General features: G+C 74.5%; 23 protein-coding genes, 1 pseudogene and 1 CRISPR repeat array (1 of these 25 cut by a window edge). Of the genes and pseudogenes, 20 read left to right on the top strand and 4 right to left on the bottom strand.

Annotated features, from left to right (window positions below):
• The first annotated feature begins 57 nt into the window (after positions 1 to 57).
• Positions 58 to 1,485: an amidase gene (locus tag KF840_10130; protein MBX3025256.1), complete on the top strand. Its 1,428-nt coding sequence runs from the start codon at positions 58 to 60 to the stop codon at positions 1,483 to 1,485.
• A gap of 24 nt (positions 1,486 to 1,509) precedes the next feature.
• On the opposite strand, the gene KF840_10125 is transcribed toward KF840_10130, so the two are convergent.
• Positions 1,510 to 1,815 (bottom strand): hypothetical protein, encoded by a 306-nt coding sequence (locus KF840_10125; protein MBX3025255.1) that lies wholly within the window; start codon positions 1,813 to 1,815, stop codon positions 1,510 to 1,512.
• A gap of 266 nt (positions 1,816 to 2,081) precedes the next feature.
• Positions 2,082 to 4,064, bottom strand: coding sequence for a PAS domain-containing sensor histidine kinase (locus tag KF840_10120; protein MBX3025254.1), 1,983 nt, complete (start codon positions 4,062 to 4,064; stop codon positions 2,082 to 2,084).
• 129 nt (positions 4,065 to 4,193) lie between these two features.
• Between KF840_10120 and KF840_10115 the strand changes: the two genes are divergently transcribed.
• From KF840_10115 to KF840_10030, 18 genes and pseudogenes are all read left to right on the top strand, one after another.
• Positions 4,194 to 4,451 (top strand): hypothetical protein, encoded by a 258-nt coding sequence (locus KF840_10115; protein ID MBX3025253.1) that lies wholly within the window; start codon positions 4,194 to 4,196, stop codon positions 4,449 to 4,451.
• A 467-nt stretch (positions 4,452 to 4,918) separates the two neighbouring features.
• Entirely contained in the window at positions 4,919 to 5,449 is a 531-nt protein-coding gene (locus KF840_10110; protein ID MBX3025252.1) for a transcriptional activator RfaH, read from the top strand.
• Positions 5,449 to 6,168: a polysaccharide biosynthesis/export family protein gene (locus KF840_10105; GenBank protein ID MBX3025251.1), complete on the top strand. Its 720-nt coding sequence runs from the start codon at positions 5,449 to 5,451 to the stop codon at positions 6,166 to 6,168. Before KF840_10110 ends, KF840_10105 begins: the two co-directional genes overlap by 1 nt.
• A gap of 10 nt (positions 6,169 to 6,178) precedes the next feature.
• On the top strand, positions 6,179 to 7,672 hold the full coding sequence (locus KF840_10100) for a hypothetical protein (protein MBX3025250.1): 1,494 nt from the start codon (positions 6,179 to 6,181) through the stop codon (positions 7,670 to 7,672).
• An 11-nt stretch (positions 7,673 to 7,683) separates the two neighbouring features.
• Complete coding sequence (locus KF840_10095; GenBank protein ID MBX3025249.1) at positions 7,684 to 8,484, top strand: AAA family ATPase; 801 nt, start codon at positions 7,684 to 7,686, stop codon at positions 8,482 to 8,484.
• Between the two features lie 142 nt (positions 8,485 to 8,626).
• Positions 8,627 to 8,908 (top strand): LysM peptidoglycan-binding domain-containing protein, encoded by a 282-nt coding sequence (locus KF840_10090; protein MBX3025248.1) that lies wholly within the window; start codon positions 8,627 to 8,629, stop codon positions 8,906 to 8,908.
• A gap of 146 nt (positions 8,909 to 9,054) precedes the next feature.
• The gene (locus tag KF840_10085) at positions 9,055 to 9,591 is read left to right on the top strand and encodes a hypothetical protein (protein ID MBX3025247.1); all 537 of its coding nucleotides are present in this window, start codon (positions 9,055 to 9,057) and stop codon (positions 9,589 to 9,591) included.
• Between the two features lie 29 nt (positions 9,592 to 9,620).
• Positions 9,621 to 11,030 (top strand): exopolysaccharide biosynthesis polyprenyl glycosylphosphotransferase, encoded by a 1,410-nt coding sequence (locus tag KF840_10080; protein MBX3025246.1) that lies wholly within the window; start codon positions 9,621 to 9,623, stop codon positions 11,028 to 11,030.
• 44 nt (positions 11,031 to 11,074) lie between these two features.
• A complete protein-coding gene (locus tag KF840_10075) occupies positions 11,075 to 12,415 on the top strand; it encodes a hypothetical protein (protein ID MBX3025245.1) in 1,341 nt (446 codons plus the stop codon).
• Positions 12,316 to 12,639 (top strand): annotated as a pseudogene (locus KF840_10070) (glycosyltransferase family 2 protein). The gene KF840_10075 and the pseudogene KF840_10070 overlap by 100 nt, the downstream one beginning before the upstream one ends.
• An 885-nt stretch (positions 12,640 to 13,524) precedes the next feature.
• Positions 13,525 to 14,481, top strand: a complete 957-nt coding sequence (locus KF840_10065; GenBank protein ID MBX3025244.1) for a sulfotransferase — start codon at positions 13,525 to 13,527, stop codon at positions 14,479 to 14,481.
• A 7-nt stretch (positions 14,482 to 14,488) separates the two neighbouring features.
• A complete protein-coding gene (locus tag KF840_10060; protein MBX3025243.1) occupies positions 14,489 to 15,763 on the top strand; it encodes an oligosaccharide flippase family protein in 1,275 nt (424 codons plus the stop codon).
• Positions 15,760 to 16,860, top strand: coding sequence for an NAD-dependent epimerase/dehydratase family protein (locus KF840_10055; protein MBX3025242.1), 1,101 nt, complete (start codon positions 15,760 to 15,762; stop codon positions 16,858 to 16,860). Before KF840_10060 ends, KF840_10055 begins: the two co-directional genes overlap by 4 nt.
• A 63-nt stretch (positions 16,861 to 16,923) precedes the next feature.
• Positions 16,924 to 18,123: a glycosyltransferase family 4 protein gene (locus KF840_10050; GenBank protein MBX3025241.1), complete on the top strand. Its 1,200-nt coding sequence runs from the start codon at positions 16,924 to 16,926 to the stop codon at positions 18,121 to 18,123.
• Positions 18,120 to 19,208: a glycosyltransferase gene (locus KF840_10045; GenBank protein MBX3025240.1), complete on the top strand. Its 1,089-nt coding sequence runs from the start codon at positions 18,120 to 18,122 to the stop codon at positions 19,206 to 19,208. The genes KF840_10050 and KF840_10045 overlap by 4 nt, the downstream gene beginning before the upstream one ends.
• Complete coding sequence (locus KF840_10040) at positions 19,205 to 20,383, top strand: hypothetical protein (GenBank protein MBX3025239.1); 1,179 nt, start codon at positions 19,205 to 19,207, stop codon at positions 20,381 to 20,383. The genes KF840_10045 and KF840_10040 overlap by 4 nt, the downstream gene beginning before the upstream one ends.
• Positions 20,384 to 20,494: 111 nt before the next feature.
• Positions 20,495 to 20,992, top strand: coding sequence for a nuclear transport factor 2 family protein (locus tag KF840_10035; protein MBX3025238.1), 498 nt, complete (start codon positions 20,495 to 20,497; stop codon positions 20,990 to 20,992).
• A gap of 8 nt (positions 20,993 to 21,000) precedes the next feature.
• Positions 21,001 to 21,561, top strand: a complete 561-nt coding sequence (locus KF840_10030; protein ID MBX3025237.1) for a DUF2878 domain-containing protein — start codon at positions 21,001 to 21,003, stop codon at positions 21,559 to 21,561.
• Between the two features lie 30 nt (positions 21,562 to 21,591).
• Here KF840_10030 and KF840_10025 read toward each other — a convergent pair whose 3' ends face one another.
• On the bottom strand, positions 21,592 to 22,395 hold the full coding sequence (locus KF840_10025) for an SDR family NAD(P)-dependent oxidoreductase (GenBank protein MBX3025236.1): 804 nt from the start codon (positions 22,393 to 22,395) through the stop codon (positions 21,592 to 21,594).
• A 137-nt stretch (positions 22,396 to 22,532) separates the two neighbouring features.
• Complete coding sequence (locus KF840_10020; protein MBX3025235.1) at positions 22,533 to 22,889, bottom strand: DUF1428 domain-containing protein; 357 nt, start codon at positions 22,887 to 22,889, stop codon at positions 22,533 to 22,535.
• Positions 22,890 to 23,051: 162 nt separating this feature from the next.
• Between KF840_10020 and KF840_10015 the strand changes: the two genes are divergently transcribed.
• Positions 23,052 to 23,930: an aldo/keto reductase gene (locus KF840_10015; protein ID MBX3025234.1), complete on the top strand. Its 879-nt coding sequence runs from the start codon at positions 23,052 to 23,054 to the stop codon at positions 23,928 to 23,930.
• Positions 23,931 to 24,147: 217 nt separating this feature from the next.
• Positions 24,148 to 26,267: a CRISPR direct-repeat array (repeat unit 36 nt; unit sequence GCTTCAATGAGGCCGCGGCTGTTCAGCCGCGGAAGG) (it continues 247 nt past the right edge of the window).

Genomic DNA, 26,267 nt, shown 5'->3' with positions numbered 1-26,267 from the left:
GTGGCGCGATCCCGCCGGGTGTTGCCACCCCGCGCGCCGGCGACGTAGGAGATCGGCATGGCATTCGCGGAATACGCCCAGTACGACGGACTCGGCCTCGCCGAGCTGGTGGCGACCAGGCAGGTGACGCCGATCGAGCTCGCCGAGGCGGCCATCGCCCGCATCGAGAAGCACAACCCGACGCTCAACGCGGTCATCCGCCCGCTCTTCGACTACGGCCGCGGCGTGGCGGCGGCGCCGGGCGGCGGTCCGTTCCGCGGCGTGCCGTTCCTGCTCAAGGACATCCTCGGCAACCTCGCCGGCGTGCCGACGCAGAGCGGCGCCCGCTTCCTGGTCGACCTGCCGAGCGCCCAGGACGACACGCTGGTCGTCCGCTTCCGCGCCGCCGGCCTGGTGCCGCTCGGCAAGACCAACGTGCCGGAGTTCGGCCTGCTGCCGACGACCGAATCGGCGCTCTACGGTCCGGCGCGCAATCCGTGGAACCCCCGCCACTCGACCGGCGGCTCGAGCGGCGGCTCGGCGGCGGCGGTCGCCGCCGGCATCGTGCCGCTGGCGCACGCCAACGACGGCGGCGGCTCGATCCGCATCCCGGCCTCGTGCTGCGGCCTGGTCGGCCTCAAGCCGAGCCGCGCCCGCAATCCCCTCGGCCCGATGCTCGGCGACATCATGAGCGGCCTGATCGCCGAGCACGTCGTCAGCCGCAGCGTGCGCGACACCGCGGCGCTGCTCGACTGCACCGCCGGACCGGAGCCCGGCGATCCCTACATGGTGGCGCCGCCGGCGCGCCCGTTCGCCGAGGAGGCGCGCACGCCGCCCGGCCGACTGCGCCTCGCCTTCGCCACCCGGGCGCCCGGCGGCGTCGCGATCCATCCCGAGTGCGTGGCCGCGGTCGAGGCGACCGCCCGGCTGTGCGAGGAGCTCGGCCACGTCGTCGAGGAGGCGGCGCCGCCGGTCGATCCGGGCCAGTTCTCGCAGTCGTTCATGGCGCTGTGGACCGCCGGCCTGGCGATGCAGATCGAGGCCGTGTCGATGCTGGCCGGGCGCGCGATCCGCGAGGCCGACTTCGAGGGCCTCACCTGGTCGCTGTATCAGCAGGGCCGGCAGGTGACCGGGTCGCAGTACCTGCTGGCGCTGGCGATGCTGCAGATCACCGGGCGAGCGGTCGGCCAGTTCCACGAGCGCTACGACGCCTGGCTCGCGCCGACGCTCGCCGCGCCGCCGATCGCCCTCGGCACCATCGACATCGACGAGCGCGACGTGCTCAAGGCGTTCGCGCCGATCATCGACTACGTGCCCTTCACCCCGCTGCAGAACGCCACCGGCCAGCCGGCGATCTCGCTGCCCCTGCACTGGACCGCCGACGGCCTGCCGGTCGGGGTCATGTTCAGCGCCCGGCTGGGCGACGAGGCGACGCTGCTGCGCCTCGCCGGTCAACTCGAGCAGGCGCGGCCGTGGAAGGATCGCCGGCCGGCGGTCTGGGACTGAGCAGCGGCGGCCCGCCCGACGACCTCAGAGGGGGGGAGAGCCGGCGGCCGGCCGAGGGGGGACACGGCCGTTGCTGCCGCCGGCTCTGCTGCGGCGCGGCGGTGCCAGCCGCCGAGCGGCCGCACGCACCGCGTGCACACGTCGAAAGGTCCAGGCGCGCAGGGCGTCCACCTGCGTCGCCAACGCCGCGGCGCTGCACAGCAGCGCGCCGGCGAGGCTCCACGCCAGCGCCGCGGCGAGCTCCGGATAGGGGAGCGCCGCGGCGGGCAACCCGTTGCCCGCCGGCGCCGGCGCGAGCATCGCGGCGGTGAGGGTCTCGAATGCGTCCATGCGTTTCCCGGCTCCTTCCGACACCGCCACCCCCACTCGCGTCGCGGGCGCATCGCGCTCGCTACTGCTGACCATTGGCATTCGCACTCACGCGCTGACGGACATCTGCCCCGCATGATGAGCAACCGGCAGGCCAACGCCTCGCCGATGTGAAGCGTTGCTCATGCCGCATCGCGTCAGCGGCGCCGCTGCCCACGGCGCGCGCTGCTGCCGTGCGAATGGGCAAGGCGGACGGCGACGAGCCGCGCGTCCGGCGCGGCGACGGCTCACGCCGGCGGGCCGGCGGTCGGCAGCCAGACGCGGAAGGTCGAACCGGCGCCGGGCGCGCTCTCGACGCTGACCGCGCCGCCGAGCATCGACAGGAGGCGGCGCACGACGTGCAGGCCGAGGCCGACGCCGCCGTAGCGGCGGGTCATCGAGCTGTCCGCCTGGCGGAAGGCCTCGAAGATGATCGGCAGCGCCTCGGGGGCGATGCCGATGCCGGTGTCGGCGACCACCACCTCGATGCCGTCGTCGCGCCGCGCCGCGCCGAGGCTCACCGCTCCGCGTTCGGTGAACTTCACCGCGTTGCTCACCAGGTTCTTCACCACCACCTTCAACTTCGCCGCGTCGGTGCGCAGCCGCGGCAGGTCGGGGGCGAGCGCGCAGCGCAGCGCCACCGCCGGCTTGTCGCGCAGCAGCTCGCGCGCCTCGCCGGCGACGGCGGCGAGCAGGGCCGGCAGGTCCACGGGGGCGAGATCGAGCGTCGCCCGCCCCGATTCCAGTCGGCTGAGGTCCAGGGTGGCGGTGATCAGCTCCAGCAGCTCGTCGCCGCTGCGCGCCACCCGCGCCAGCACCTCGCGCTGCTCCGCGGTGACGTCGCCGAAGCTGCCGCCGCGCAGCAGCTCGGTGTAGCCGAGGATGATGTTCAGCGGCGTGCGCAGCTCGTGCGACATGGTGGCGACGAACTCGGACTTCACGCGGTTGGCGCGCGCCAGCTCCTCGAGGGCGCGCGCGTGGGCGAGCGCGATCGCCGCCAGATGGGCGATGCCGCGCGCCACCCGCACGTCCGCGGCGGTGAACGGCCGCCGGCGCTCGCGGCCGCCGGCCATCAGCACGCCGTCGCAGGCGTCGCCGCGGCGGATCGGGAAGAAGATCGCCGCGCCGCACGGCCGTCCGCCGGGGCGCAGCGCCGCCGGCAGCGCCGCGCAGGCGGCGGCGTCGAGCACCACCACCTCGTCGCGGGCGAGGCGCTCGAGCAGCGGCGCCAGCGCCGCCGGCGACACCGGCGTCGCGGCCGGGGCGGCGCCCGCCTCGCGGTCGGCGGCCGCGACCGGCACGTAGGCGTCGCGCGCCGCCAGCCAGAGCAGGGTGTGGCTCCAGTCGCACGCGAGGGCGTCGAGCGTGACCTCGCACAGGCGTTCGAGGATGGCGGGCGAGTTGATCGAGGCGATCAGCGCCTCGCCGACGCGCACCAGGGCCGCCGCGACCGCCGCCTCCTCGCGTTCGGCGGCTTCGGCGTGCTTGCGGGCGGTGATGTCGACGACCGTGCCCTCGTAGTGGCGCAGCCGGCCGTCGGCGTCGCGCACGGCGCGCGCGTTCTCGGAGATCCATACCACCGCTCCGTCCCGGCGCCGCACCTCGGATTCGAAGCTCTGCACCGCGTCGCGCTCCTCCAGCAGGCGGCGGAACTCGCGGCGGCGCCCGGCGTCGACGTACAACTGCTCGGCGATGTCGGTGAGGTGCGCCATCAGCTCCGCCGGCGAGGCGTATCCATAGATGCGCGCCAGCGCCGGATTGGCGGTGAGATACTGGCCGTCCGGCGTGGTCTGGAAGATGCCCTCGATCGCGTTCTCGAAGATGCTGCGGTGCTGCTCCTCGGCGCGGCGGCGCTCGCGGATGTCACGCAGCGTCACCAGCACGAGCTCGCGCCCGTCGACCGTCGTCGGCCGCGCCCGCAACTGGATCGGGCAGCGCGAGCCGTCGATGCGCCGCAGCTCGCAATCCTCCACCACCAGGCCGTGGCGCCAGGCGCGGGCGGCCACCGACGGCGATCCCGGCGGCCGCAGCAGCCCGAGCGAACGGCCCACCAGCCAGGCCGGCTCGTAGCCGAGGAGCTGGCGCACGGCGCGATTGACGGCGACCACGCGGTCGTCGGCGCTTTCGATCAGGGCGATGCCGTCCGGCAGATCCTGCAGCGCGGCGGCGAGCAGGTCGGGCGCGGGCGGCGCGGCGACGCGCGGCGCGGCGAGGGAGGCGGTGGCAGCCATCGCCGCGGAGGGGAGCAAGCGATGTGCCCCGGCGGCGGGCATCGCACAGCATCCGCGCGGGGACGTCCGCGCAGCGCCGCGGCGCCGCCGCCGTGCCTCAGCGTCGCGTCGATGTCATCGGCCGCGCCGATGGCGGGCATTCACCGCGTCGATGCGCAGGGCATCGCGCGCCGCGCGGCATGCGCGACCAACGTCGCGAGTGCGCGCAGCGCGCGAGACGCGACGCCGCAATCCGTCGCGTGCGGCGGCGCGCGCCGCCGCGATGCGGTGCGTCGCGCCATGGCAGCGCGCGCGAGACGCCACATTGCTGCGGCACCGTGCATGTATGATGCGCGGCAGGATGAAATTACATGCAAATTGTATCTTGTCAGCGAAGATAATTTGTGAACGAGTGCAGCAACCATGGCGCAATCGGTCATCTCTGACGCTGTCGAGACGGCGAGCGCAGCAAACGTAACATGCAGCGATGCAGGTGAATCATGGACGCGAGAGTGCCGGCTGCCCACGACAGCATCAGCACTGGGCAACTTTCGGGCAGGCGGCCCTCCGCACGCGAGCGGCGTGCGTGATCCGATGCGCGATCGCGGGGGCGGTCGCGCTGGTACGGGAGTGGCAACGACGCGGGGCATGAGGCGGAGGTGAGGCGAGACGATCGGCGCTGATCGCCGATCGCCGCCGCGCGCGTGACGCGCGGGGCGGCAGCGGGGCGAGGCGTTCCGCCGCGGGGCGGAGCGGATTGGGAGCAGGCGTGGAGCGGGCTTCACGCCGGCGGAAGCATTGCAGCGGGAGCGGCAGGGGCGCGTACGGACGTTCCCCGGCGGCCGGAAGGGGAGTCCGGCTCGTCGGGCGGAGCTGTGGCTCCGGTCGCCATCGGCATCCGCGAGGCGGGGCGCGTGATGGCGGCGGCGTGGTACGTGGTGGAGACGCAGCGGCATCGCGAGCTGGTGGCGCGCGCGGTGCTCGCCGACCGCGGCATCACCAGCTACCTGCCGCGCGTGCGGCAGTGGCCGCGGCCCGCCGTCGGGTCGGCGGTGGCGCCGCTCTTCCCCGGCTATCTCTTCGTGCGGGTCGCCTTCGGTGAGCAGGGGCACCAGGTGCTGCGCAGCAACGGGGTCAAGGCGTTCGTCGCCTTCGGCGGCGAGCCGGTTCCGGTGCGGGACGAGGTCGTCGCCTTCCTGCAGACGCGCGAGGGCGCGGACGGCGTCATCCGCTGCGGCGAGCCGAGCGGCGGCGCCGCGGTGCGCATCGTCGACGGTCCGTTCCGCGGCCTCACCGCGGTGGTCACCGAGCGGCTCGCCGCCGGCGACCGGGTGCGGGTGCTGATGGAGCTGCTGCAACGCCAGACGTCGGTCGAGCTGCCGGAGCGCTGGGTCAGGAGGCTGTGATGACGATCATTCGTTGGCCGCGCGGCGCCGCGCCGCGCCCGCTGCGCCGCGCCGCGCGCGTCGCCGTGCTCGTGGGCCTGCTCGGCGGCTGCGCGAGCGCGCCGCCGGCGGCGCCGCTGCCGCCGCCGGAGCCCGCCGGGCCGTACGTGATCGAACCCGGCGACACGTTGACGCTGCGCTTCGCGCGCAACCCCGAGCTCAACGAGGACGCCCTGGTGGTGCGGCCGGACGGCATGATCGCGCCGCAACTGGTCGGCGAGGTCGCGGCCGCCGGACTGACGCCGGCGGCGCTCGCCGCGCAGCTCGCGCAGGCCTACGCCGGGGAGCTCGCGCATCCGCAGGTCACGGTCGGCGTCCGCACCTTCACCCGGCACCGGGTGTCGGTCGCCGGCGAGGTGGCGCAGCCGGGGGTGCAGCCGCTGCTGCACGGGCTGACGCTGTCGCAGGCGATCCACCACGCCGGCGGCTTCCTCAAGACCGCCAATCGCGCCCAGGTGATCGTCATCCGCCACCACGGCGACGGCACGGTGAGCGGCCACGCCGTCGACCTGGAGGCGGTGGAATCCGGCCAGCAGCCGCAGGACGACGTGACGCTGCAGGCGCTCGACCAGATCTACGTGCCGAAGACGCAGATCGCCAACATCAACGTCCTCGTCGAGCAGTACATCCGCAACAACATCCCGGTGAACAGTCTGGGCATCGGGATCACGCCCTTCTGAGGAGGCCGACGTGCGCGAGCTCGAGCTGCTCACCTGGAGCGACCTGATCGACGGCCTGCGCCGCCGCCGCGCGCTGATCCTGCGCGTCGGCGTCGGCGGCGTGCTGCTGATGGCGGCGCTGGCGCTGGCGATGGCGCCGACCTACGAGTCCACCGCGACCCTGCTGGTCACGGCCGCCCGCTCGCGGTCGATCTCGCCCGACGCCGAGGCGATGCCGCTGATCGACCGGGTGGCCGAGGAGGATCTCAACTCGCAGGCCGAGCTGCTGCAGAGCCCGCTGCTCATCCGCCGCGTGCTCGAACCGCAGCTCGACCAGATGCCGCCGCGCGGGCTGCTGTCGCGGCTGCTCGGCGCGCCGCGCGAGCTGGCGCGCGCCCTGCACCGCCTGCTGCACGGCGTACCGGCGCCGAGCCCGCTCGACCAGTGGACCGACGACGTCGCCGAGCACCTGGCGGTGGCGGTGCGCAAGAAGACGAACCTGATCGACGTCGCCTATCGCCAGCGCGGCGTCGACCCGGCGTGGGCGGCGGCGTTCGTCAACGGCCTGGTCGACGCCGCCCTGAGCCAGCAGGGGGCGGCGAGCCAGCAGGAGCGGGCGTCGTCGTTCTTCGCCGAGCAGCGCGGCCTGCTGACGGCGCGCGTGCAGGCGGCGGAGCAGGCGAAGCGGGCGTTCTTCGTCCGCGAGGGGCTCGACGCGGTGCCCGATCAGCGAGCCCAGCTCCGCGCCCGCCTGATCGAGCTCGGCGTCGGCCTGGAGGACGCCGAGGCCGGGCTGGCCAGCGCCTCGGCGCGGGTGGCCAGCCTGCAGCGCGAGATCCGGCGGCATCCGCAGACCGTCTCCAAGGAGGTGCGCCAGGCGCAGAACCAGGCGGTGCAGTTCATCAAGCCGCGCGTCCTGGAGAAGGAGATGGAGCGCGACGAGCTGCTGTCGCGCTACGCGCCGACCAGCAGCCGCGTGCAGGACGTGGAGCGCGAGCTCGCCGCGGCGCGCCGGCTCCTCGCCCGCGAGCAGGCGACGATCGCCGAGACGACGACGACGATGAACCCGACCTATCAGCAGCTCGACGGCGACCTGGCGCAGGCGACGGTGGACGCGGCGGCGCGGCAGGCGCATGCCGAGGCGCTGCGGGCGCAGATCGCCTCGGCCCGGGCGGCGCTCGACCGCCTCGATCAGGTGGCGGCGGAGAACAGCCGCCTCGACCAGGAGCTGGCGGCGGCGAACGAGGCCTTCCTCACGTACACCCGCAAGCAGGAGCAGGCGCGCCTCGGCAGCGCCCTCGACGCCTCGCACCTCGTCAACCTGGCGGTGGTCGAGCCGGCGGTCGTGCCCGATCGGCCGGCGCGGTCGCACGGGCTGTTGCTCGTCGTGCTCGCCGGCATCCTGAGCCTCGGCCTCGCCGTCGCCGCCGCGCTGCTGCTCGAGCTGCTCGATCCCACCATCCGCGGCCCGCGCGACGCCGAGGCGGCGAGCGGCCTGCCGGTGCTCGGCCGCGTGCCGGCGTGAGGGAGGGGCGCATGTACGAGGCGCATTTCGGGCTCACCGCCGATCCCTTCTCGCTGTCGCCGGATCCGGCCTTCCTCTATCCCAGCCCGGCGCACGCCGAGGCGCTGGCCGGCCTGCGCATCGCGCTGGCGAGCCGGCGCGGCCTGGCGACCCTGATCGGCGAGGTGGGCACCGGCAAGACGACGCTGCTCTACGCCCTGCTGCGCGACGCCGAGCCGGCGATCGCCGCCGCCTACCTCGCCAACCCCAGCCTCGGCTTTGCGGCGCTGTTGCGGCAGGCGCTCGCCGACTGGGGCGTGCCCTGCGACGGCGGCGACCGGGCGGCGATGCTGGCGGCGCTGCACGCGTTCCTGCGCCGCTGCGCCGAAGACGGCCGCATCGCGGCGCTGGTCATCGACGAGGCGCAGCACCTCGACGCCGATGCCTTCGAGCAGGTGCGGCTGCTCACCAACTTCGAAACGTACTCGGCGAAGCTGCTGCAGGTCGTTCTCGTCGGCCAGCCGGAGCTGGCGGCCATCCTGCGCCGCCCGGCCCTGCGCCAGGTGAACGAGCGCGTCGCCCATCGCTGCGCCCTGGGGCCGCTCGCCGCCGGCGAGGCGGCGCGCTACCTGGCGCACCGCCTGGCGCGCGCCGGGGCGCCGCCGGCGCTGCTCACGCCCGCGGCGCGGGCGCTGCTCGTCGTCGCCGCGCGCGGCCTGCCGCGCCGCCTGAACGTCCTGGCGCACACCGCGCTGCTCTCCGCCTACGGCCGCGGCGCCCGGCGCGTGCGCGCCGGCGACGTCTGGGCGGCGATGCGCGCCAGCCGCCGCTGACGGCGATCGCGCGCTGGCTGCCGCGACGGGCGCGGCGCGGCGCCGCCTGGGCGGCGCCGCACCGGCGTGCTGGCGGCGGCGGGCGTCCGCGACGGCGCTCAGCTCGCTGCGCGCGCCACCGCCGCCAGCCGCGCCCGCGGCCGTGTCGGTCGCATCCGCCGCGCCCGCCGCGCCGGCGCCGGGCGGTGACGCCGGGCTCGAATCGGGTCTCGCCGCGCCGCCGCCGCCGGGCGACCAGGTGGTGGTGGTGCGGAAGGGACAGACGCTGTCGTCGATCGCCCGCCGCCATTACGGCAGCGGCGGCCCGGCGGCGGTGCGCCGCCTGCGCGCCGCCAATCCGGAGCTGCGCGGCGGCGATCGCCTCACCGCCGGCGACACGTTGCGCGTGCCGCCGGCCGCCAACCGGCAGGGGGACGAGGGATGAGCACGTACATGCGAGCCTTGCGACGACTGGAGCGCGAGGGACGAATGGCGGCGCCGCCGGCGCCGCGGGCGCCACGCGGCGCCGGCAACGATCGCGGCGAGCCGCTCGCGGCGCGCGACACCTGACGCCACCCGGCGCCGGCGTGAATGGCGGCGACCGGCGACCGCGCCCGCCACTCAAACCGAGACTCGACGCGCTGCTCGATCGGCTGCGCGCTCGCCCGCCGCGACGGCGCGCCGTGCGCCTCTCCCACCGGTGGTCACTTTCGGTCGACGCGCTGCAGCCGCGGCGCGCGCCACCCGACCTCTTTCGGTTTACGCCGGCGGCGCCGGAACGGCGGGTGGCGCTCGCCGTCGCCGGGCGCGACCGGACTTGACGCGCCGCTGCTCCGGGCGCGCGACGGCGACGCGGCGCCACTGCCGCTGCCGCTCGACGGGCCGGAGCTCGGCGCGGCGCTGCGCGCCTGGCTGGACGCGCAGCCGCCGGCGCCGCTGCGCCTGATCGAGGCGCCGCCGCTCCAGCGCTCGCTCGATGCCGTGCTCCTGGCCGGCGCCTGCGACGGCCTGCTGCTGGTCGCCGAGACCGGCGTCACCACGCGCGCCGCCCTGCGCGCCGCCGCCGAGCGCGCGCGCGAGGGCGGCTGCGTCACCGTCGGCGTGGTGCTGACGGGCCGCGACACCTGAACCGGCCGCGGCCGCACGGAGGAGGAGGCATGACCCCACGTCGCCAGATGCTGCTCACCGGACTGGGCGCCGTCGACCTGCTGCTGGTGCTCTGCGCCATCGCCGCAGCGCTGGCGCTCAGCGCCGGGCTGCCGCTCCCCGGGCTGCTGGAGCGCTCGCTGAGCCTCGCCGAGGTGCTGCTGCTGGCGCTGTACCTCTTCTACTGGCACCTGGCGCTGGCCAGCATCGGGCTCTACGGCTCGTATCGCCTGGCCACCGCCAGCCGCGAGCTGCGCGACGTCGCCTTCGCCGCCGCGCTCGCCGCCGCGCCGGTGCCGCTGCTCGGCGCGCTGCTCGGCTACCAGCGCCTCGGCGGCGCGCTGGCGGTGACGCTGTGGGCGCTGAGCGTGCTGCTGCTGGCCGCCGGCCGCCGCCTGCTGCGCGCCGTCGGCGCGCTGGCGCGCCGCGCCGGGCGCAATCTGCGCGACGTCATCGTCGCCGGCGAGGGCGAGGCGGCGCGCCGCGCCGCCGATGACCTCGGGGCGCGCGGGACGCTCGGCTACCGCATCGTCGAGGTCATCGACGCCGCCGGCAGCGGCGACACCGCGGCGGCGCGGGCGCAGGCGGCGCTGGTGCGCCTGGAGGCGGCGCTCGACCGGCAGCCGATCGACGAGGTCTTCCTCGCCTTCCCGCTCGACCGCTCGCAGCCGGTGGTCGCGAAGATGGTGTCGCTGTGCGAGGAGCAGGGCGTGCTGGTGCGGCTGCTCGCCGACCTCAGCGTCGTCCCCGGCGCCTGGGCGGCGGCGGACAGCCTGGTCGGGCGCGCGGTGATGACCATCGGCAGCGGCCCCGACGATGCCGCCCTGCTCGCCGCCAAGCGGCTGATCGACCTCGCCGGCGCCCTCGCCGGCCTGGCGCTGCTGGCGCCGGCGCTGCTCGCCATCGCCATCGCCATCAAGCTCGACTCGCCCGGGCCGGTGATCTTCGCCCAGGAGCGCATCGGCCTGAACCGCCGCCGCTTCCGCGCCCTCAAGTTCCGCACCATGGTGCCCGACGCCGAGCGCCTGCAGGCGGCGCTCGAGGCGCGCAACGAGGCCGAGGGGCCGGTGTTCAAGATCAGGGCCGATCCGCGCGTCACCCGCCTCGGGCGCTGGCTGCGCGCCACCAGCCTCGACGAGCTGCCGCAGCTCGTGAACGTGCTGCGCGGCGAGATGAGCCTGGTCGGGCCGCGGCCGCTGCCGGTGCGCGACGTCGAGCGCATCGACGTGCGCTGGCACAAGCGCCGCTTCAGCGTGAAGCCCGGCATCACCTGTCTGTGGCAGGTGCGCCGCCGCACGCCGGAGTTCGACGCCTGGATCCGCTCCGACATGGAGTACATCGACAACTGGTCGCTGGCGCTCGATCTGAAGATCCTGGCGCAGACCATCCCCGCGGTGCTGTCGCGGCAGAACGCCTACTGATGGACGGTCGCGCCCCAGCGCCGGCGGCGCCCGCGCCGCGCCCGATGCGCCGGTCCTCGCTCCCCGAGCGGCTGATCGTCGCCTACTTCACCGCCCTGCCGCTGCTGTGGGCGATCGGGCTGGTGCTGCCGTGCGCGGTGCTGCTGATCGGCGGCACGGCGCTGTTCGCGGTGCGGTCGCCGCGCGCCTGGGGATTCGCCTGGCCGTGGCTCGCGGTCGCCGCCTGCCAGTTGCTCTCGTCGGGCGCCAACCTGATCGCCGCCGGGCAGCCGCCGTTCCTCATCGTGCGCCACGCGCTCGCCAGCTACGTGCTCGGCTGGCTGATGCTCGGCGCCTGCATCGCCATCGGCGCCAGCGGCGTGCTCGACGCCCAGCGCCTGCTGCGCGCCGCCGCGCGGGTGGGCTACGCCTGCGCCGCCCTGGCGCTGGTGCTCTACCCGCTGGCGCTGGCGCAGGGCTGGCAGTACCTGCACGTGCTGACCCCGATCGGCCGCCTGCTGCCGGTGAGCCTGCCGTCGACCTCGTTCTACTTCGGCATGCTGCTCTACAATTGGGAGGAGCTGTTCGGCGTCCTCCTGCCGCGCCTGTCGCTGCTCTTCCCGTGGACCACCGCCATGGGCTTCGGCGGCCTGTGCCTGATCTTCGTCGCCGCCAACGAGCCGGCGCGCTGGCGGCGCCGACTGGCGATCGGCTGCGGCCTCTTCATGGTCGCCGCCAGCATGAGCCGCCTGGCGGCGCTGCTGCTCATCCTCACCGCCGGCCTGCGCCGCTTCCTCGACTGGCCGCGCGCCGTGCAGGGGCTGCTGGTGGCCGCTGGGGTCACCGCCGGCGCGGCGATCGGGATCGTCGGCACCATCGGCTGGGGGACGCCGACGGCGCTGGTCGACCGGGTGCACGAGCGCTTCGACGACCTGCGGCCGAGCGCCACCCGCTCGCGCGATCTCGTCTACCTGGCCACCCGCGAGGGTCTGGCGACGGCGCCGCTGCTCGGCCACGGCTGGCCCGGCGATCCGGTGTACCCGGAGGACTTCCCGCAGGTGATGGCCGGTGGCGGCACGATGGTGCCGGGCAGCCACTCGACCTACCTCGGCCTCATGTACCTCGGCGGCGCGCTCACCCTCGCCGCCTTCCTCTTCGCCCTGCTGCGCACCGCCTGGCTGGTCGCGCGCGCCCCCGGGCCGCCGGCGCTGCGGCGGAACACCCTCATGCTGCTCGCCGCCGTGGCCCTCACGGGCATCGGCGAAGGCCTCTACAGCCTGGTCGTGCCGACCCTCTACGCCTTCCTCTGGCTCGGCGTCGCGCTCGACGCGCTGAGCGCGCCGCGGCCGGCGCGCGCCCCGCTCGCCGCCGCGCTCCGCCCCCGCCTCCTCGCCTCCGCCACGTGACCGCCGCCCTCCGCGACCCCGGCCCGTTGCCGCGCCAGCTCACCGTCCTCCGCCGGGCGGCGGTGCCGGCGCGGCGCCTGCGCCTCTCCGTGATCGTGCCCAGCTACGACACCGCGCCCTACGTCCGCGACACCCTGGCGTCGCTGTTCGCGCAGACCATGCCGGATCTCGAGGTGGTGGTGGTCGACGACGGCTCGCGCGACGACAGCCTCGCGGTGCTGGCCGGCATCGCCGACCCGCGCCTCACCGTCGCCGTGCAGGCGAACCGCGGTCTCGCCGGCGCCCGCAACAGCGGCCTGCTGCTGGCGCGCGCGCCGCTGATCGGCTTCTGCGACGCCGACGATCTCTGGTTCGCCCGCAAGGCGGAGCGGCACCTGGCGCTGCTCGCCGCCGCGCCGCGCGTCGGCCTCACCTTCTCGCACTCCGCCTACCTCGACGAGCGCGGCGCCCGCACCGGCCAGTACCTGCTGTCGCGCTGCCGGGCGCCGTCGGCGCGCGACCTGATCCGCCGCAACCACGTCGGCAACGGCAGCACGGTGGTGGCGCGGCGCGAGGTGTTCGCCCGCGCCGGCCTGTTCGACGAGTCGCTGGGGAGCTGCGAGGACTTCGAGATGTGGGTGCGCGCCGCGGCGTGCAGCGGCTACGAGGTCCGCCTGCTGCCGGCGGTGCTCACCGGCTACCGGGTGCGCGCCGGCAGCATGTCGACCACCTACGACGACTTCGTCCGCGGCTACGTCCGCGCCCTCGAGCGCTTCCGCGCCTACGTGCCCGGCTTCACCGCCCGCGACGCGGCGCGCAGCCACGCCGAGGGCCTGCGCATCGCCAGCCGCAAGGCGTTCTCCAACGGCCAGGTGGCGCGCTCGCGGCAGCTCTTCGCCGCCGCCCTGCGCCAGGCGCCGACCCTGCCGCTGCGCGATTGGCGGGCGCTCGGCATGCTCGCCCTGCACCTCGGCGCCTGGCCGCTGCCGCCGGCCGGACAGCAGCGCTTCTACCGCGCCGTCCGCGGCGCCATGCGCGCCGGCTTCCACGCCGTCCTGGCGACCCGTCCGCGACCCGCGGCCGAGCCCTGAAGGCGACCCCACCGCATCCCGCGCACCCCGGAGGCTCCCGTGTCGGACGCCCCCCTCGACATCCTCTACATCGGCGGCTTCGGCCGCAGCGGCAGCACGCTGGTCGAGCGCTGCCTCGGCCAGCTCGACGGCTTCTGCGCCGCCGGCGAGCTGCGCCACGTCTGGGAGCGCGGCGTGGTGCAGAACCAGCTCTGCGGCTGCGGCGTGCCGTTCCGCGACTGCGCCTTCTGGCGCGAGGTGATGGCGGTCGCGTTCGGCGGCATCGACCGCGTCGACGGCGGCGACCTGGTGGCGCTGTCGCGGCGCGTCAACCGCACCCGCTACATCCCCTACCTGACGCTGCGGCCGAGCGCCGCCTATCGGCGCGACCACGCCCGCTTCGCCGCCGCGCTGCTGCCGCTCTACCGCGCCATCCGCCAGGTGTCGGGCTGCCGCTGGCTGATCGACTCGTCGAAGGAGCCCTCCTACGCCTTCCTGCTCGCCACCCTGCCGGGGGTGCGCCTGTCGGTGGTGCACCTGGTGCGCGACAGCCGCGCCGTCGCCTTCTCCTGGATGAAGCGCAAGGAGATTCCCGACGTCCACTGGAAGCGCGCCTACATGCACCGCTACTCGGCGGCGCAGAGCGCGGCGTGGTGGGCGGTCTTCAACGGCCTCTGCCACGTCTTCCGCTGGACGGCGGCGCGCGCCGTGCGCGTCGCCTACGAGGACTTCGCCCGCGACCCGGCGGCGGTGCTGCGCCGCATCCTGACGGCGATCGGCGAGCCGCCGGCGCTGCCGTTCCTGCGCGGCGCGACGGCGACGCTGCGTCCGAACCACACGGCGTCGGGCAACCCGACCCGCTTCCTCGTCGGCGAGGTCGCGATCCGCCCCGACGAGGCGTGGCGGTCGCAGATGGCGCCCCGCGACCGGCGCCTGGTGGCGGCGCTGACCCTGCCGCTGCTCGCCGGTTACGGGTACTGGGAGCGGCGGCGTCCCGCCCGCGGCGCGGGGGGCTGAGCGCGCGATGCGAGAGCTGCCGCCGGACGATCCCGACGTGCTCGTCATGCCGGCCGCCGCGCTGCGGGCGGGGCGCCCGCGCCGCGCGCCGCGCTCGTGGGCGATCGACATTCCCGCCGAGCAGCGGGGCTCGCTGCTGCTGCTCGTCGGGCGCGGCGTGCAGTTGGTGAACGGGCTGCTGCTGTCGATCGTGCTCGTGCAGCGCTTCGGCCTCGCCACCGTCGGCGCCTTCGCGCTCGGCATCGCGGCGGTGAACATCCTGGCGACGGTATGCGCGCTCGGCCTCGGCGCCTACCTGCCGCGGCAGCGACAGTCGCACGGCCAGTCGTGCTTCGCGGCGCTGCTGCTGTTCCTCGTGCAACTGCCGCTGGTGGTGCCGCTGCTGGCGCTCTACGCGACCGCGCAGGCGCACGACCGCGGCGAATGGCTGGTGATCTTCGTCGTCGCCCTGAGCGGCTTCTTCATCGGCCTGCAGAACCTCGGCATGATGCTGTCGATCATGATCCGGCGCTTCCACCCGGGTCTGATCGCGCCGCTGTGCGAGACCGCCGGCCTGCTCGTCGGCTGGCTGTGGTGCGCCAGCGCGCCGGCGCTGGCGCTGACCCTGCTCGCGGCCCGCGTCGGCTCGGTGCTGCTGATCTGGGGCGGCTTCCGCCTCGAGCGCCTGCCGCTGCGCCGCGTCGGCGCCATCGCCCGCGACGGCGCGCGCTGGCTCGCCCCGGACCTGCTCGGCCTGCTCGGCGAGCAGGCGGCGCCGCTGGTGCTCGGCGCCGTCGTCGCGCGCGGCGAGCTCGGCGTCTTCCGTCTCTGCCAGCAACTGCTGATGGCCGCCGACTCGGCGTGCTGGACCTTCGTGCAGTCGAAGTACCCCGAGATGGTCGAGCGCGGGCCGGCGCTGGTGGGCCGCGTGCACGGACAGGTGCGGCGCATGGCGCTGGGCGTCGCCGCGGCGCTGCTGGTCGGCGCGACGGTGCTCGCCTACGGCTTCTTCCACGTGCCGGCGGTGGCGCCGCTGATGGCCGTGCTCGCCGCCGCGCTGCCGTGGCGGTACGAGAGCTACCTGTTCGGGCAGGCGCTGCGCGCCGTCGGGCGGGTCGACGCGGTCACCTGGCTGGGCGGCGCCAAGCTGCTGGTCTTCCTGCTCCTCATCACCGCCGGGACGTGTCTCGCCGGCGTCTGGGGCGCGGTGGTCGCGCTCGCCGGCTGCTCCGTCCTCTCCGGGCTCGCCTACGCGTGGGCCTATCGCCGATCCATTGCCGTTGCCGCGGAGGTGCCCCGATGATCACTCCCCACCCGCAGCCCGATGCCGTGCCGTACGTCAACGGCGCGCCCGCCCTCGCCGTCGCGCCGCCGCCGCCGGAGCCCGACCTCGCGGCGCGCTACCGCGACCGGCGCGTGCTCATCACCGGCGGCCTCGGTTTCCTCGGCAGCACGCTGGCGCACCGCCTGTGCGGCTACGGCGCCGAGGTGACGGTGATCGACTCGCTCGATCCGCGCTACGGCGGCAACTGGTTCAACGTCCACGACGTCGACGGCGAGCGGTTGACCACGCTGGTCCACGACCTGCGCGATCTCGGCGCGGTGCGGCCGCATCTCGCCGCGGCCGACTTCGTGTTCCACCTGGCGGCGCAGGTGGCGTACATCGACAGCCTCAGCATGCCGTTCGAGGACCTCATGCTGAACGCCGGCCTGACCCTGCAACTGCTCGAGGAGTGCCGCCAGCTCCGGGTCGCGCCGGTGATCGTGCTGGCGTCGAGCCGCATGGTGATCGGCAAGGTGGCCGAGGCCTGCGTCAGCGAGGAGTCGCCCGCCAATCCGGTCAGCCTCTACGGCGTCCACAAGCTCGCCTCGGAGAAGTACCTGGCGATCTACCACCAGAACTTCGGCCTGCCGACGATCGCCCTGCGCATCACCAACCCGTACGGGCCGCGGCAGCAGATCCACCACAACCGCTACTGCATGGTCGGCTGGTTCATCCGCCAGGCGCTGGAGGGCCGCACCATCCAGGTGTTCGGCGACGGCCAGCAGCGGCGCGACTACGTCTACATCGACGACCTCGCCGAGGCGTTCCTGCGCTGCGCCGTCTCGCCGCAGGCGATCGGCGGCGTCGTCAACATCGGCTCCGGCGTGCCGACCCGCTTCCGCGACATGGTCGAGACGGTGGTCGAGGTGGTCGGCCGCGGCCGCATCGACTACGTGCCGTGGCCGGCGGCGTACGAGAAGATCGAGACCGGCGACGTGGTCGCCGACCTCAGCCGCCTGCGCCAGCTCACCGGCTGGCGCTCGCGGGTCGACCTGCGCGCCGGCGTCGAGCGGACGACGGCGTACTACCGGCGCCACTGGCGCCACTACGTGCGGGACGGCGCCGCCCCGCCCTGAGGCACCGCCGCCAGCGATGGGGTGCCCGGGGCGCCGCGCCGCCGTCGGGAGGAGGGGAGCGTCATGTCACGACCACTGCGCATCGCGGTCATCGGGCCGCGCGGCATTCCGAGCGCCTACAGCGGCGTCGAGCGGGTGACCGAGAGCCTGTACGGGGCGCTGGCGGCGCGCGGCCACGAGGTGACCGTCTACTGCCGGCCCGAATACGCGCCGCGCTCGCCGCAGCGCTACCGCGGCATGCGGCTGCTGCGCACGCCGGCGCTGAACGGCCGCAGCCTGGGGACGGTGTCGCACGTCTTCACCAGCAGCGCCCACGCGCTGTGGCGCGGCGGCTACGACGTCGTGCACCTGCACGCCCTCGCCCCCGGGCTGGCGGCGCCGCTGCACCGCCGCGCCGGCGTGCCGACCGTGGCGACGGTCCACGGCATCGACTGGCAGCGCGCCAAGTGGCGCGGCCTGGGGGCGCGCGTCCTGCGCCGCGCCGAACGCTGGCTGGTGCGCAGCGTCGACGAGCTGATCACCGTGTCGCGCGATCTCGAGACGTACTACCGGACCACCTACGGGCGCGGCTCGACGCTGATCCCGAACGGCACCGACCTGACGCCGGAGGCGCCGCTCGACGCGGCGCTGCTGCGGCGCTTCGGGCTGACCGCCGGCGACTACGTGCTGTTCGTCGCCCGCCTGGTGCCGGAGAAGCGCGTCGAGGACCTGATCCGCGCCTTCCGCGGCGTCGACACCGCGGCGCGCCTGGCGATCGTCGGCGACTCGAGCCACACCGACGCCTACGCCGCCGGCCTGCGCCGCGAGGCGGCCGCCGACGGGCGCGTCGTCTTCACCGGCGTGCAGCCGCGCCAGCACGTCGAGTCGCTCTTCCGCGGCGCCGCCGCCTTCGTGCTGCCGTCGGAGCTCGAGGGCATGTCGATGGCGCTGCTGCAGGCGCTGGAGATGGGGGTGCCGTCGATCGTCTCCGGCCTGCCGGTGCACCACGAGCTGCTCGACGGCATCGCCGGCTACGACCTCTTCTTCCCGGCCGGCGACGTCGCCGCGCTGCGCGACCGCCTGCGCCGCCTGCTGGCGCGGCGCGACCACTACCTGCCGGTGGCGCGGCGCGCCCAGGCGCACATCCGCCGCGCCCATTCCTGGCCGGCGATCGCCGAGCGCACCGAGCGCCTCTACGAGCGGCTGGTGGCGCGCCGGCGCGCATCCCCGGGGGCGGCCGCCTGGGCCCTCGGCGACGGCGCCGCCGGGGAGGGGGGACGATGAGCGCCGCCGCCGGCGCCGCGCCGCCGCCGCGGGTGCCGCCGTTGCCGCCGCGGCCGCTCCACCATCCCGGCGTGGTGCGCGCCGCCGCCATCGCCGGCGCGGCGCTGCGCCTCTCGGTGGTGGTGCCCTGCTACAACGTCGGCCGGCTCGCCGCCGCGGCGGTGGCGTCGCTGCTGGGCCAGACGCTCACGGCGTTGGAGGTGATCGCGGTCGACGACGGCTCGACCGACGACACCCTGGCGCACCTGTTGGCGGTCGCCGACCCGCGCCTGACGGTGGTGACGCAGGCGAACCGTGGCCTCGCCGCGGCCCGCAACGCCGGCATCGCGCAGGCGCGGGCGCCGCTGATCGGCTTCTGCGACGGCGACGACGTCTGGTTCCCGGAGAAGGCGGCGAAGCAGGTGGCGGTGATGGACGCCGACCCCGGGGTCGGCCTGACGTTCTCCCATTCCGCGTATCTCGACGAGAGCGGAACGCCCACCGGCCAGCTCCTGGTCAGCCGCTGCCGGCGGCCGACGACGCGCGACCTGATCGCCCGCAACCACATCGGCAACGGCAGCACCGCGATCGTGCGCCGCGCCTGCTTCGCCGCCGCCGGCCTGTTCGACGAGTCGCTGGCGAGTTGCGAGGACGCCGAAATGTGGACCCGCCTCTCGGTGCGCGCGCCGCACGCCTTCCGCCTGGTGCCCGAGCCGTTGACCGGCTATCGGGTGCGCGCCGGCAGCCAGATGCACACCTTCGACAGCTACATCGCCGGCAGCCGCGCCTACCTCGAGCGCTACCGCAGCTACGTGCCCGGCTACGGCGACCGCGAGGCGGCGCGCACCTGGGCGCTGCACCTGCGGGTGCTCAGCCGCAAGGCGTTCTCCAGCGGCGACGTGGCGCTGTCGCGCCGCATCCTGGCGGCGGCGCTGCGCGCTTCGCCGGGGAGCGTGTTGGGCGACGCGCGCGGGCTGGCGATGGCCGGCCTGCACGCGCTGGCGCTGGTCCTGCCGCCGCCGGCGCGGACGCTGCCCTATCGCCTCGGACGCGTCGCCCTGCGCGGCGCCTACGGCCGGCTGGTCGGGACGCCGCGCCGCGCATGAGCCGCCGGCGCGCCTGCCCGCCGCTGGCGCTGCTCGTCCTCCTCGCCGCGGGCGCGGCGGCGGCGCAGTCCGCGGCCACCCAGCCCGCCACGGCGCCGGGCCGCGACTGGCGCCAGCAGCCGTTCAGCCGCCGCTCGCCGTGGAACCATCCGCTCGGCAGCGCCGCCGCGTACGCGCCGGTGCCCGGCCTGTCGGCGGTGCCGATCGGCTTCAACTACGAAGGCCGGTGGACGGCGTCGGTCGTCATCGCGAGCGCGGAGGATCCGACGGTGGCGATGCTGTTCAGCCCCAACTGGGGCCCGACGTCGTCGTGGAGTTTCCTCGACCGCGGCCACCCCAACTGCGGCAACCCCGCCGCCGCCGAGCGCGCCCTGCGGCGCGCCGCCGCGGCGTCGCCGCCGCCGACGGCGATGAACTACTACTCGACCACCGCGGCGGCCAACGACCACCGCTGGGTGGGGCCGTCCGGCTACCATCCGGCGACCGCCGACTGGCGCGGCACGTTCCGCCTCCCGGCGGGCGCCTGTCCGTCGCCCGACTCGGACGGGCTCATGGCGGTGTTCCAGCCCGACGGCTGGGTGATCGACATCTACGCCGCCGTCGTGCTGTCGAGCGGCGAGGTGGTGGGCACGATGGCGAGCTGGATCGACGCCCGCGGCGACGGCACGGGGTGGTGGAACGGCCGCCGCGCCAGCATGTTGCCGTCGTTCGCCGGCCTGATCCGCGCCGGCGAGATCGCCGCCGGCCGCATTCCGCACGCCCTCGCCCTGCAGGTTCCGCCGTCGTTGCTGAAGCGCCAGGCGGTATGGCCGGCCTACGCCTTCGACCGCGACTCCGGCTACTCGGGCGCGCTGCCGATGGGCGCGCTGCTGGCGATCCCGCCCGACGTCGACGTCGAGCGGCTCGGGCTCTCCCGCGCCGGGCGGGTGATCGCGCGGGCGCTGCAGGACTACGGCGCCTACGTCGTCGACCGCGGCGGCCGCGGCATCACCGTCCTCGCCGAGCTCGGCGATCCCGACATCCAGTGGGACGCCCGCGGCGGCGGGCCGGCGAGCTGGCAGGACCTGGCGACCCTCCGCGACCACCTGCGGTGGGTGACCAACAACGGGCCGGCCAGTCGCGGCGGCGGCGGGACGCCGCGCCGGCCCCTGGCCGCGCACCCGCGCCGCGACTGACCCGCCCGGCGCCGGCGTCGCGCCCCGCGCCGGCGGGGGGCGCCGGAAAATCCGTCGCCGCCAGGGCTCGGCCCCTGTTCAAGCTCCGCCGTCCATGGATGACTGTGGAGCATGAAGGGCAGAGCCGTGCTCGCGTTGCTGCTGGCCGCCGCGGCCGCGTCGGCCGAGGTCGAGCATCCGCCGGGCAGCCTCGAGCAGACGCGGCTGATCGTCGACCGCTTCGCGGCCCGCTTCGCGCGGGTCGGGCCGGAGATGGGCGAGGAGCTGGAGGCGCTGTACAGCGCCGATGTCGCCTTCCGCGATCCGCTCACCAGCGTCGTCGGGATCGCGCCGCTGCGGCGCTACCTGGCGCACTTCGGCGAGACCGCCGGCGGCGCCCGCTTCGTCATCACCGACACGGTGATCCAGCCCGGCAACGCCGTCGTCTTCTGGACCATGGTGCCGGCCGGCGGCGGGCCGGCGGTCGACGGCGTCAGCCATCTGCGCATCCGCGACCGCGTCTACGACGAGCGCGACTACTTCGACCTCGGCGTCGTCTACGACCAGGTGCCGGTGCTGCGCTGGCTCACCGGCCTGGTGAAGGGGCGGCTGGCGCCGCCGGACTCGTGAGGCCCGGCGTGCGCTTCGGCCGCGGCCTCAACTTCGCGCTCTACTACGCCGGCTGGTTCGCCTGCGTGCTCGGCCCGGCCTGGGGGTACCCGTGGACCGGGACGGCGATCGCGCTGGCGTTCGTCGCCTGCCATCTCGCCCTGGTGCGGCGGCGGCGCGACGAGCTGGCGCTGATGGCGACCGCCGCGGTCATCGGACTGGTCGCCGACACGCTGCAGATCGCCGCCGGCCTGCTCCGCTTTCCCACCGGCACGCTGTTCGGCGTCCTGCCGCCGGTGTGGCTGATCGTGCTGTGGGCGCAGTTCGCCGCCACCTTCCACTACTCGCTGCAGTGGTTGCAGGGTCGGCCGTGGACCGCGGCGCTGTTCGGCGCCTGCGGCGGCCCGCTGGCCTTCCTCGCCGGGCAGCGCCTCGGCGTCGTCGCCTTCCACCCCGCCATGTGGCGCAGCCTGCTGTCGCTCGGCGTCGTGTGGGCGATCGCCATGCCGCTGCTGCTGGCCGTCGCGGCGCGGCAGCGCGGCCGCGAGGGGGTCGGCCAGTATCGCTCGTGGCGGCGGGCGGCGGCGTGACGCGGCGCGGGCGGCCTGCGGGGCGGCGCATCAGAGGAAGGGGATCCGTCCCTTGAAACGGCCGATGAGCGTGCCGGTGGCGGCGGGCATGAGGCGCATCGCCAGATCGATGGCGTGCGTCTCGCGGCCGATGAGGACGCGCGGCCGGCCGCGTTCGACGGCGTCGCAGATGCGGCGGGCGACGGTGGCGACCGGCAGGGCGCGGGCGGCGACGAACTGCGCTTCCATCGCCTGCTTGGCGGCATCCCAGGCGCGGCCGCGCGCCACCAGACCGGTGGCCACCGGACCCGGATAGGCGCAGGTGAGGCGCACGCCGGTGCCGACCAGCTCGGCGCGCAGCGACTCGCTGAAGCCGCGCAGCGCGAATTTCGAGGCGCAGTACGCCGACTTGGTCGGCAGGCTGAACAGGGCGAAGTCGGACAGCACGGTGCCGATGCGGGCCGCCGGCGCCGCCAGCAGCAGCGGCAGGAAGAACTTGCAGGCGTGGACGGTGCCCCAGAAGTTGACCCCCATCAGCCACTCGAGATCGGCGAGCGGCAACTCGGCGACCGGCGCCGCGACCGAGACCCCGGCGTTGTTGAGCAGCACCTGGGCGCCGCCGTGGGCGGCGCGCACCGCCTCGGGCAGGGCGGCCATGGCGTCGCGGTCGGCGACGTCGACGCGGTGCGCGCTGCTGCGGGTGGCGATCAGGCGCTGCGTCTCGGCCAGCCCCTCGCCGTCGATGTCGACCAGCGCCACCGCGCAGCCGCGGCGCGCCATCTCCAGCGCCAACCCGCGCCCGATGCCGCCGCCGGCGCCGGTGACCACCGCCGTGACGTCCGCTCCGAATCGCATCGTATCCTCCCTCGTGTCCATCGTGGCGGCGCTTGTCCGGTAGCGGTGTCAGGTGACTCGCCGGGTGGCGCGCGATGCCGCATCGGCGCGCCCCGACCGATCGCGACCGGTTACGGGTCACTGGCCGCGCCCGGGGGTTACAACTCCACGGCGACCTTGAAGCCGCCGTAGATCATCCGCGTGCCGTCGAAGGGCATCGCCGCAGACGTGCCGCACAGGCGCGGATCCTTCATCACTCTGGCGAGCACGGCATCGCGATGGCGACGCGACTTGTAGACGATCCACGAAAACCACACCACCTCGCCGGGCTTCAGCTTCACGCTCTTCGGGAACGAGGTGTGCTTGCCGCGCCTGACGTCGTCGCCGACGCACTCGACGTAGGCGAGCGCGCCGTGTTCGCGCCAGACCTTGCCGGCCCGTCGCGCCAGGGCGCGGTAGGCGGCGATGTTCTTGCGCGGCACCGGCAGGACGAATCCATCCACGTAGTTGGCCATTGCGGCATCTCCTTTCGAACGGCGGTCGGCCGTCGGCATGGTCTCGGGCTTCCATGGTCCATGTCGCACGACGCCGCCGCCGATCGACCGATCGGTCCGGATCCTCCCTGCCTCCGTCGCTTCGACCTTTACCACGCGCCGCGATCGTGGTGTGGTACGGCCATGCAGCGCATCCCATTCGGGCGCACGGGGCACGACAGCTCGCGGGTGCTGTTCGGCGCCGCGGCGCTCGCCGCCATGCGCCAGGACCGGGCGGACCAGGTGCTCGAGCTCCTGCTCGAGTTCGGCGTCAACCACATCGACACCGCCGCCTCCTACGGCGACGCCGAGCTGCGCATCGGGCCGTGGATGGCGCGCCATCGCGACCGCTTCTTCCTCGCCACCAAGACCGGCGAGCGCACCGCCGCGGGGGCACGGGCCAGCATCGAGCGGTCGCGGCAGCGGCTGCGGGTCGAGCAGCTCGACCTCGTCCAGCTCCACAACCTGGTCGACGAGGACGACTGGCGCGCGGCGATGGGCCCCGGCGGCGCGCTCGAGGCCCTGGTGGAAGCGCGCGAACGGGGGACGGTGCGCTTCCTCGGCGTCACCGGCCACGGCACCTGGGCGCCGGCGATGCACCGCCGCAGTCTCGAGCGCTTCCCCTTCGACAGCGTGCTGGTGCCCTACAACTTCAGCCTGCTGCAGGATCCCGTCTACGCCGCCGACCTCGAGGCCCTGCTCGCCCTGTGCGGCGAGCGCGGCGTCGCGGTGCAGACCATCAAGTCGGTGGCGCGGCGCCGCTGGCGCGAGGACGACACCAGCCATCGCTTCAGTTGGTACGAGCCGCTGCGCGATGCCGACGCGATCGCCCGCGCCGTCAGCTTCGTGCTGGCGCGCCCCGGCCTCTTCCTCAACAGCTCGAGCGACGCGACGCTGCTGCGGCCGATCCTCGTCGCCGCCTTCCAACCGGCTCCCGCCCCCGCCGACGACGCGCTGCGCGCCGACGCGGCGCGCTACGCCATCGAGCCCCTGTTCGTGCGCGGCGTCAGCGACGCCATCTGACCCGGGCCCCGCGCGGCGTTGGCGCCCTGGCGGGCCGCGCTCCCGCGCGACCGCCCGCCGCCGCCGCGTGGCAAGCCCGGCGCCGAGAACGAACGCGCAGCGCCGACGCTGCGGCGCGCCACCGCGTCCGTCCCACCTGGAAGGCCCGCGCACGCGCAGCACGCGGACCGCGCTTCTCCGTCTGGGCGCCGCTCGCGGCGCCCAGACGGCCGGCTTGACCTAATTGAGGCCGCGGCTGTTCAGCCGCGGAAGGGCTTCTGGTCGAGGTCTGCCTGCACCAGCGTCGAGTGGCTTCAATGAGGCCGCGGCTGTTCAGCCGCGGAAGGCCGCATTCGTCAGCGGTGGTGAGAGCGGTGGCAGCGCTTCAATGAGGCCGCGGCTGTTCAGCCGCGGAAGGCCGGCCCCTTTTTGAATGGAGGTGAGGGATGGCGGCGATGCTTCAATGAGGCCGCGGCTGTTCAGCCGCGGAAGGGTGGCTCGCGCGACGCGACGTGGGAACGCCTGAGGCTGCTTCAATGAGGCCGCGGCTGTTCAGCCGCGGAAGGTACCTCAGTTTCCACTGGCACGTAAAGTTTATCTTGTTGCTTCAATGAGGCCGCGGCTGTTCAGCCGCGGAAGGACAAGAACGCGGCGCAGCAGAAAGCCGCCGAGCTGGCTTCAATGAGGCCGCGGCTGTTCAGCCGCGGAAGGGTGCGGAGACCCGACACCACCTCACCGACAATCTGGCTTCAATGAGGCCGCGGCTGTTCAGCCGCGGAAGGCCCCGTGAACTCCAAGATGTACCGTGGGTCGAGCGCGCGCTTCAATGAGGCCGCGGCTGTTCAGCCGCGGAAGGAGCCGTGGGGCAGATCGAGGCCGCCAGGGTAGGCCGGCTTCAATGAGGCCGCGGCTGTTCAGCCGCGGAAGGCCGGGCACGGCCAAGAAGGATGGGCCGCGCGTGACCGTGCTTCAATGAGGCCGCGGCTGTTCAGCCGCGGAAGGTGGGAGTCGTGACTCAGGGAGCGGAAATGAGGGGGCTGGCTTCAATGAGGCCGCGGCTGTTCAGCCGCGGAAGGGTCGACGATCTCGTAAGTGTCCGTGTCAGCTTGCCAGGCTTCAATGAGGCCGCGGCTGTTCAGCCGCGGAAGGGTCCGCGCCAGCCTCGTCGGCGCCAGCCTCGACGGCGCGCTTCAATGAGGCCGCGGCTGTTCAGCCGCGGAAGGGTGCGATCGACGGCTATCGTCACGACACCGAGCAGGCTTCAATGAGGCCGCGGCTGTTCAGCCGCGGAAGGATAATTGAGATACGCGGCAGACGGCGCTTGCGTGCGCGGCTTCAATGAGGCCGCGGCTGTTCAGCCGCGGAAGGTCGACGCTGCCGGCCGAGACGCGGCGGATCTATGAGGAGGCTTCAATGAGGCCGCGGCTGTTCAGCCGCGGAAGGCGTTGCGCGGCTTCGCCAACGCGCAACGCTGGCTCGCTTCAATGAGGCCGCGGCTGTTCAGCCGCGGAAGGTCGATCCATCGCGCGCCCATGTCGCGGTGCAGGCGGCTTCAATGAGGCCGCGGCTGTTCAGCCGCGGAAGGCCTTTCTAGCGGATTGAACCGCCGATTGTGGTGGGTGGCTTCAATGAGGCCGCGGCTGTTCAGCCGCGGAAGGTCGGCGTCGCGTAGATGCCCTGCGCGGCGAAGGTGAGGCTTCAATGAGGCCGCGGCTGTTCAGCCGCGGAAGGCGCGATGGCGTGCTCTCCATCCGCGTCGGTTGCCGCGAGCTTCAATGAGGCCGCGGCTGTTCAGCCGCGGAAGGTGGGGAGCCTTCTGGGCGAGCTGGGCCCCGAGCAGGTGCTTCAATGAGGCCGCGGCTGTTCAGCCGCGGAAGGCAGGTGTCGTTGGTGACGCCGAAGCGATAGGTGTCGCTTCAATGAGGCCGCGGCTGTTCAGCCGCGGAAGGCGGAGGTGCAGCGATGAGCGCGGCGGACGAGGCGGCGGTGCTTCAATGAGGCCGCGGCTGTTCAGCCGCGGAAGGCGGCTTCGGCGTGGCCGTGCCGCCCGCGCCGGGCGTGCTTCAATGAGGCCGCGGCTGTTCAGCCGCGGAAGGGCGGCGTGTCGCGATACCGCCCGAAGCGCACGAGATCGGGCTTCAATGAGGCCGCGGCTGTTCAGCCGCGGAAGGAGTTCTTGTGGAGTGAGGCGCCGGGGCGGCTCTTCGCGCTTCAATGAGGCCGCGGCTGTTCAGCCGCGGAAGGGTGCCGCAGCGGACCATGGATTGCGAGCAAGCCCGCGCTTCAATGAGGCCGCGGCTGTTCAGCCGCGGAAGGCGACGCGAAGGCCCTCGACTACGGACGGCTGCAGGCTTCAAT

The organism is bacterium (assembly GCA_019637795.1).
Taxonomy (GTDB): Bacteria; Desulfobacterota; Binatia; order HRBIN30; family CADEER01; genus JAHBUY01.
This window is presented reverse-complemented; position numbering and strand designations above follow the sequence as displayed.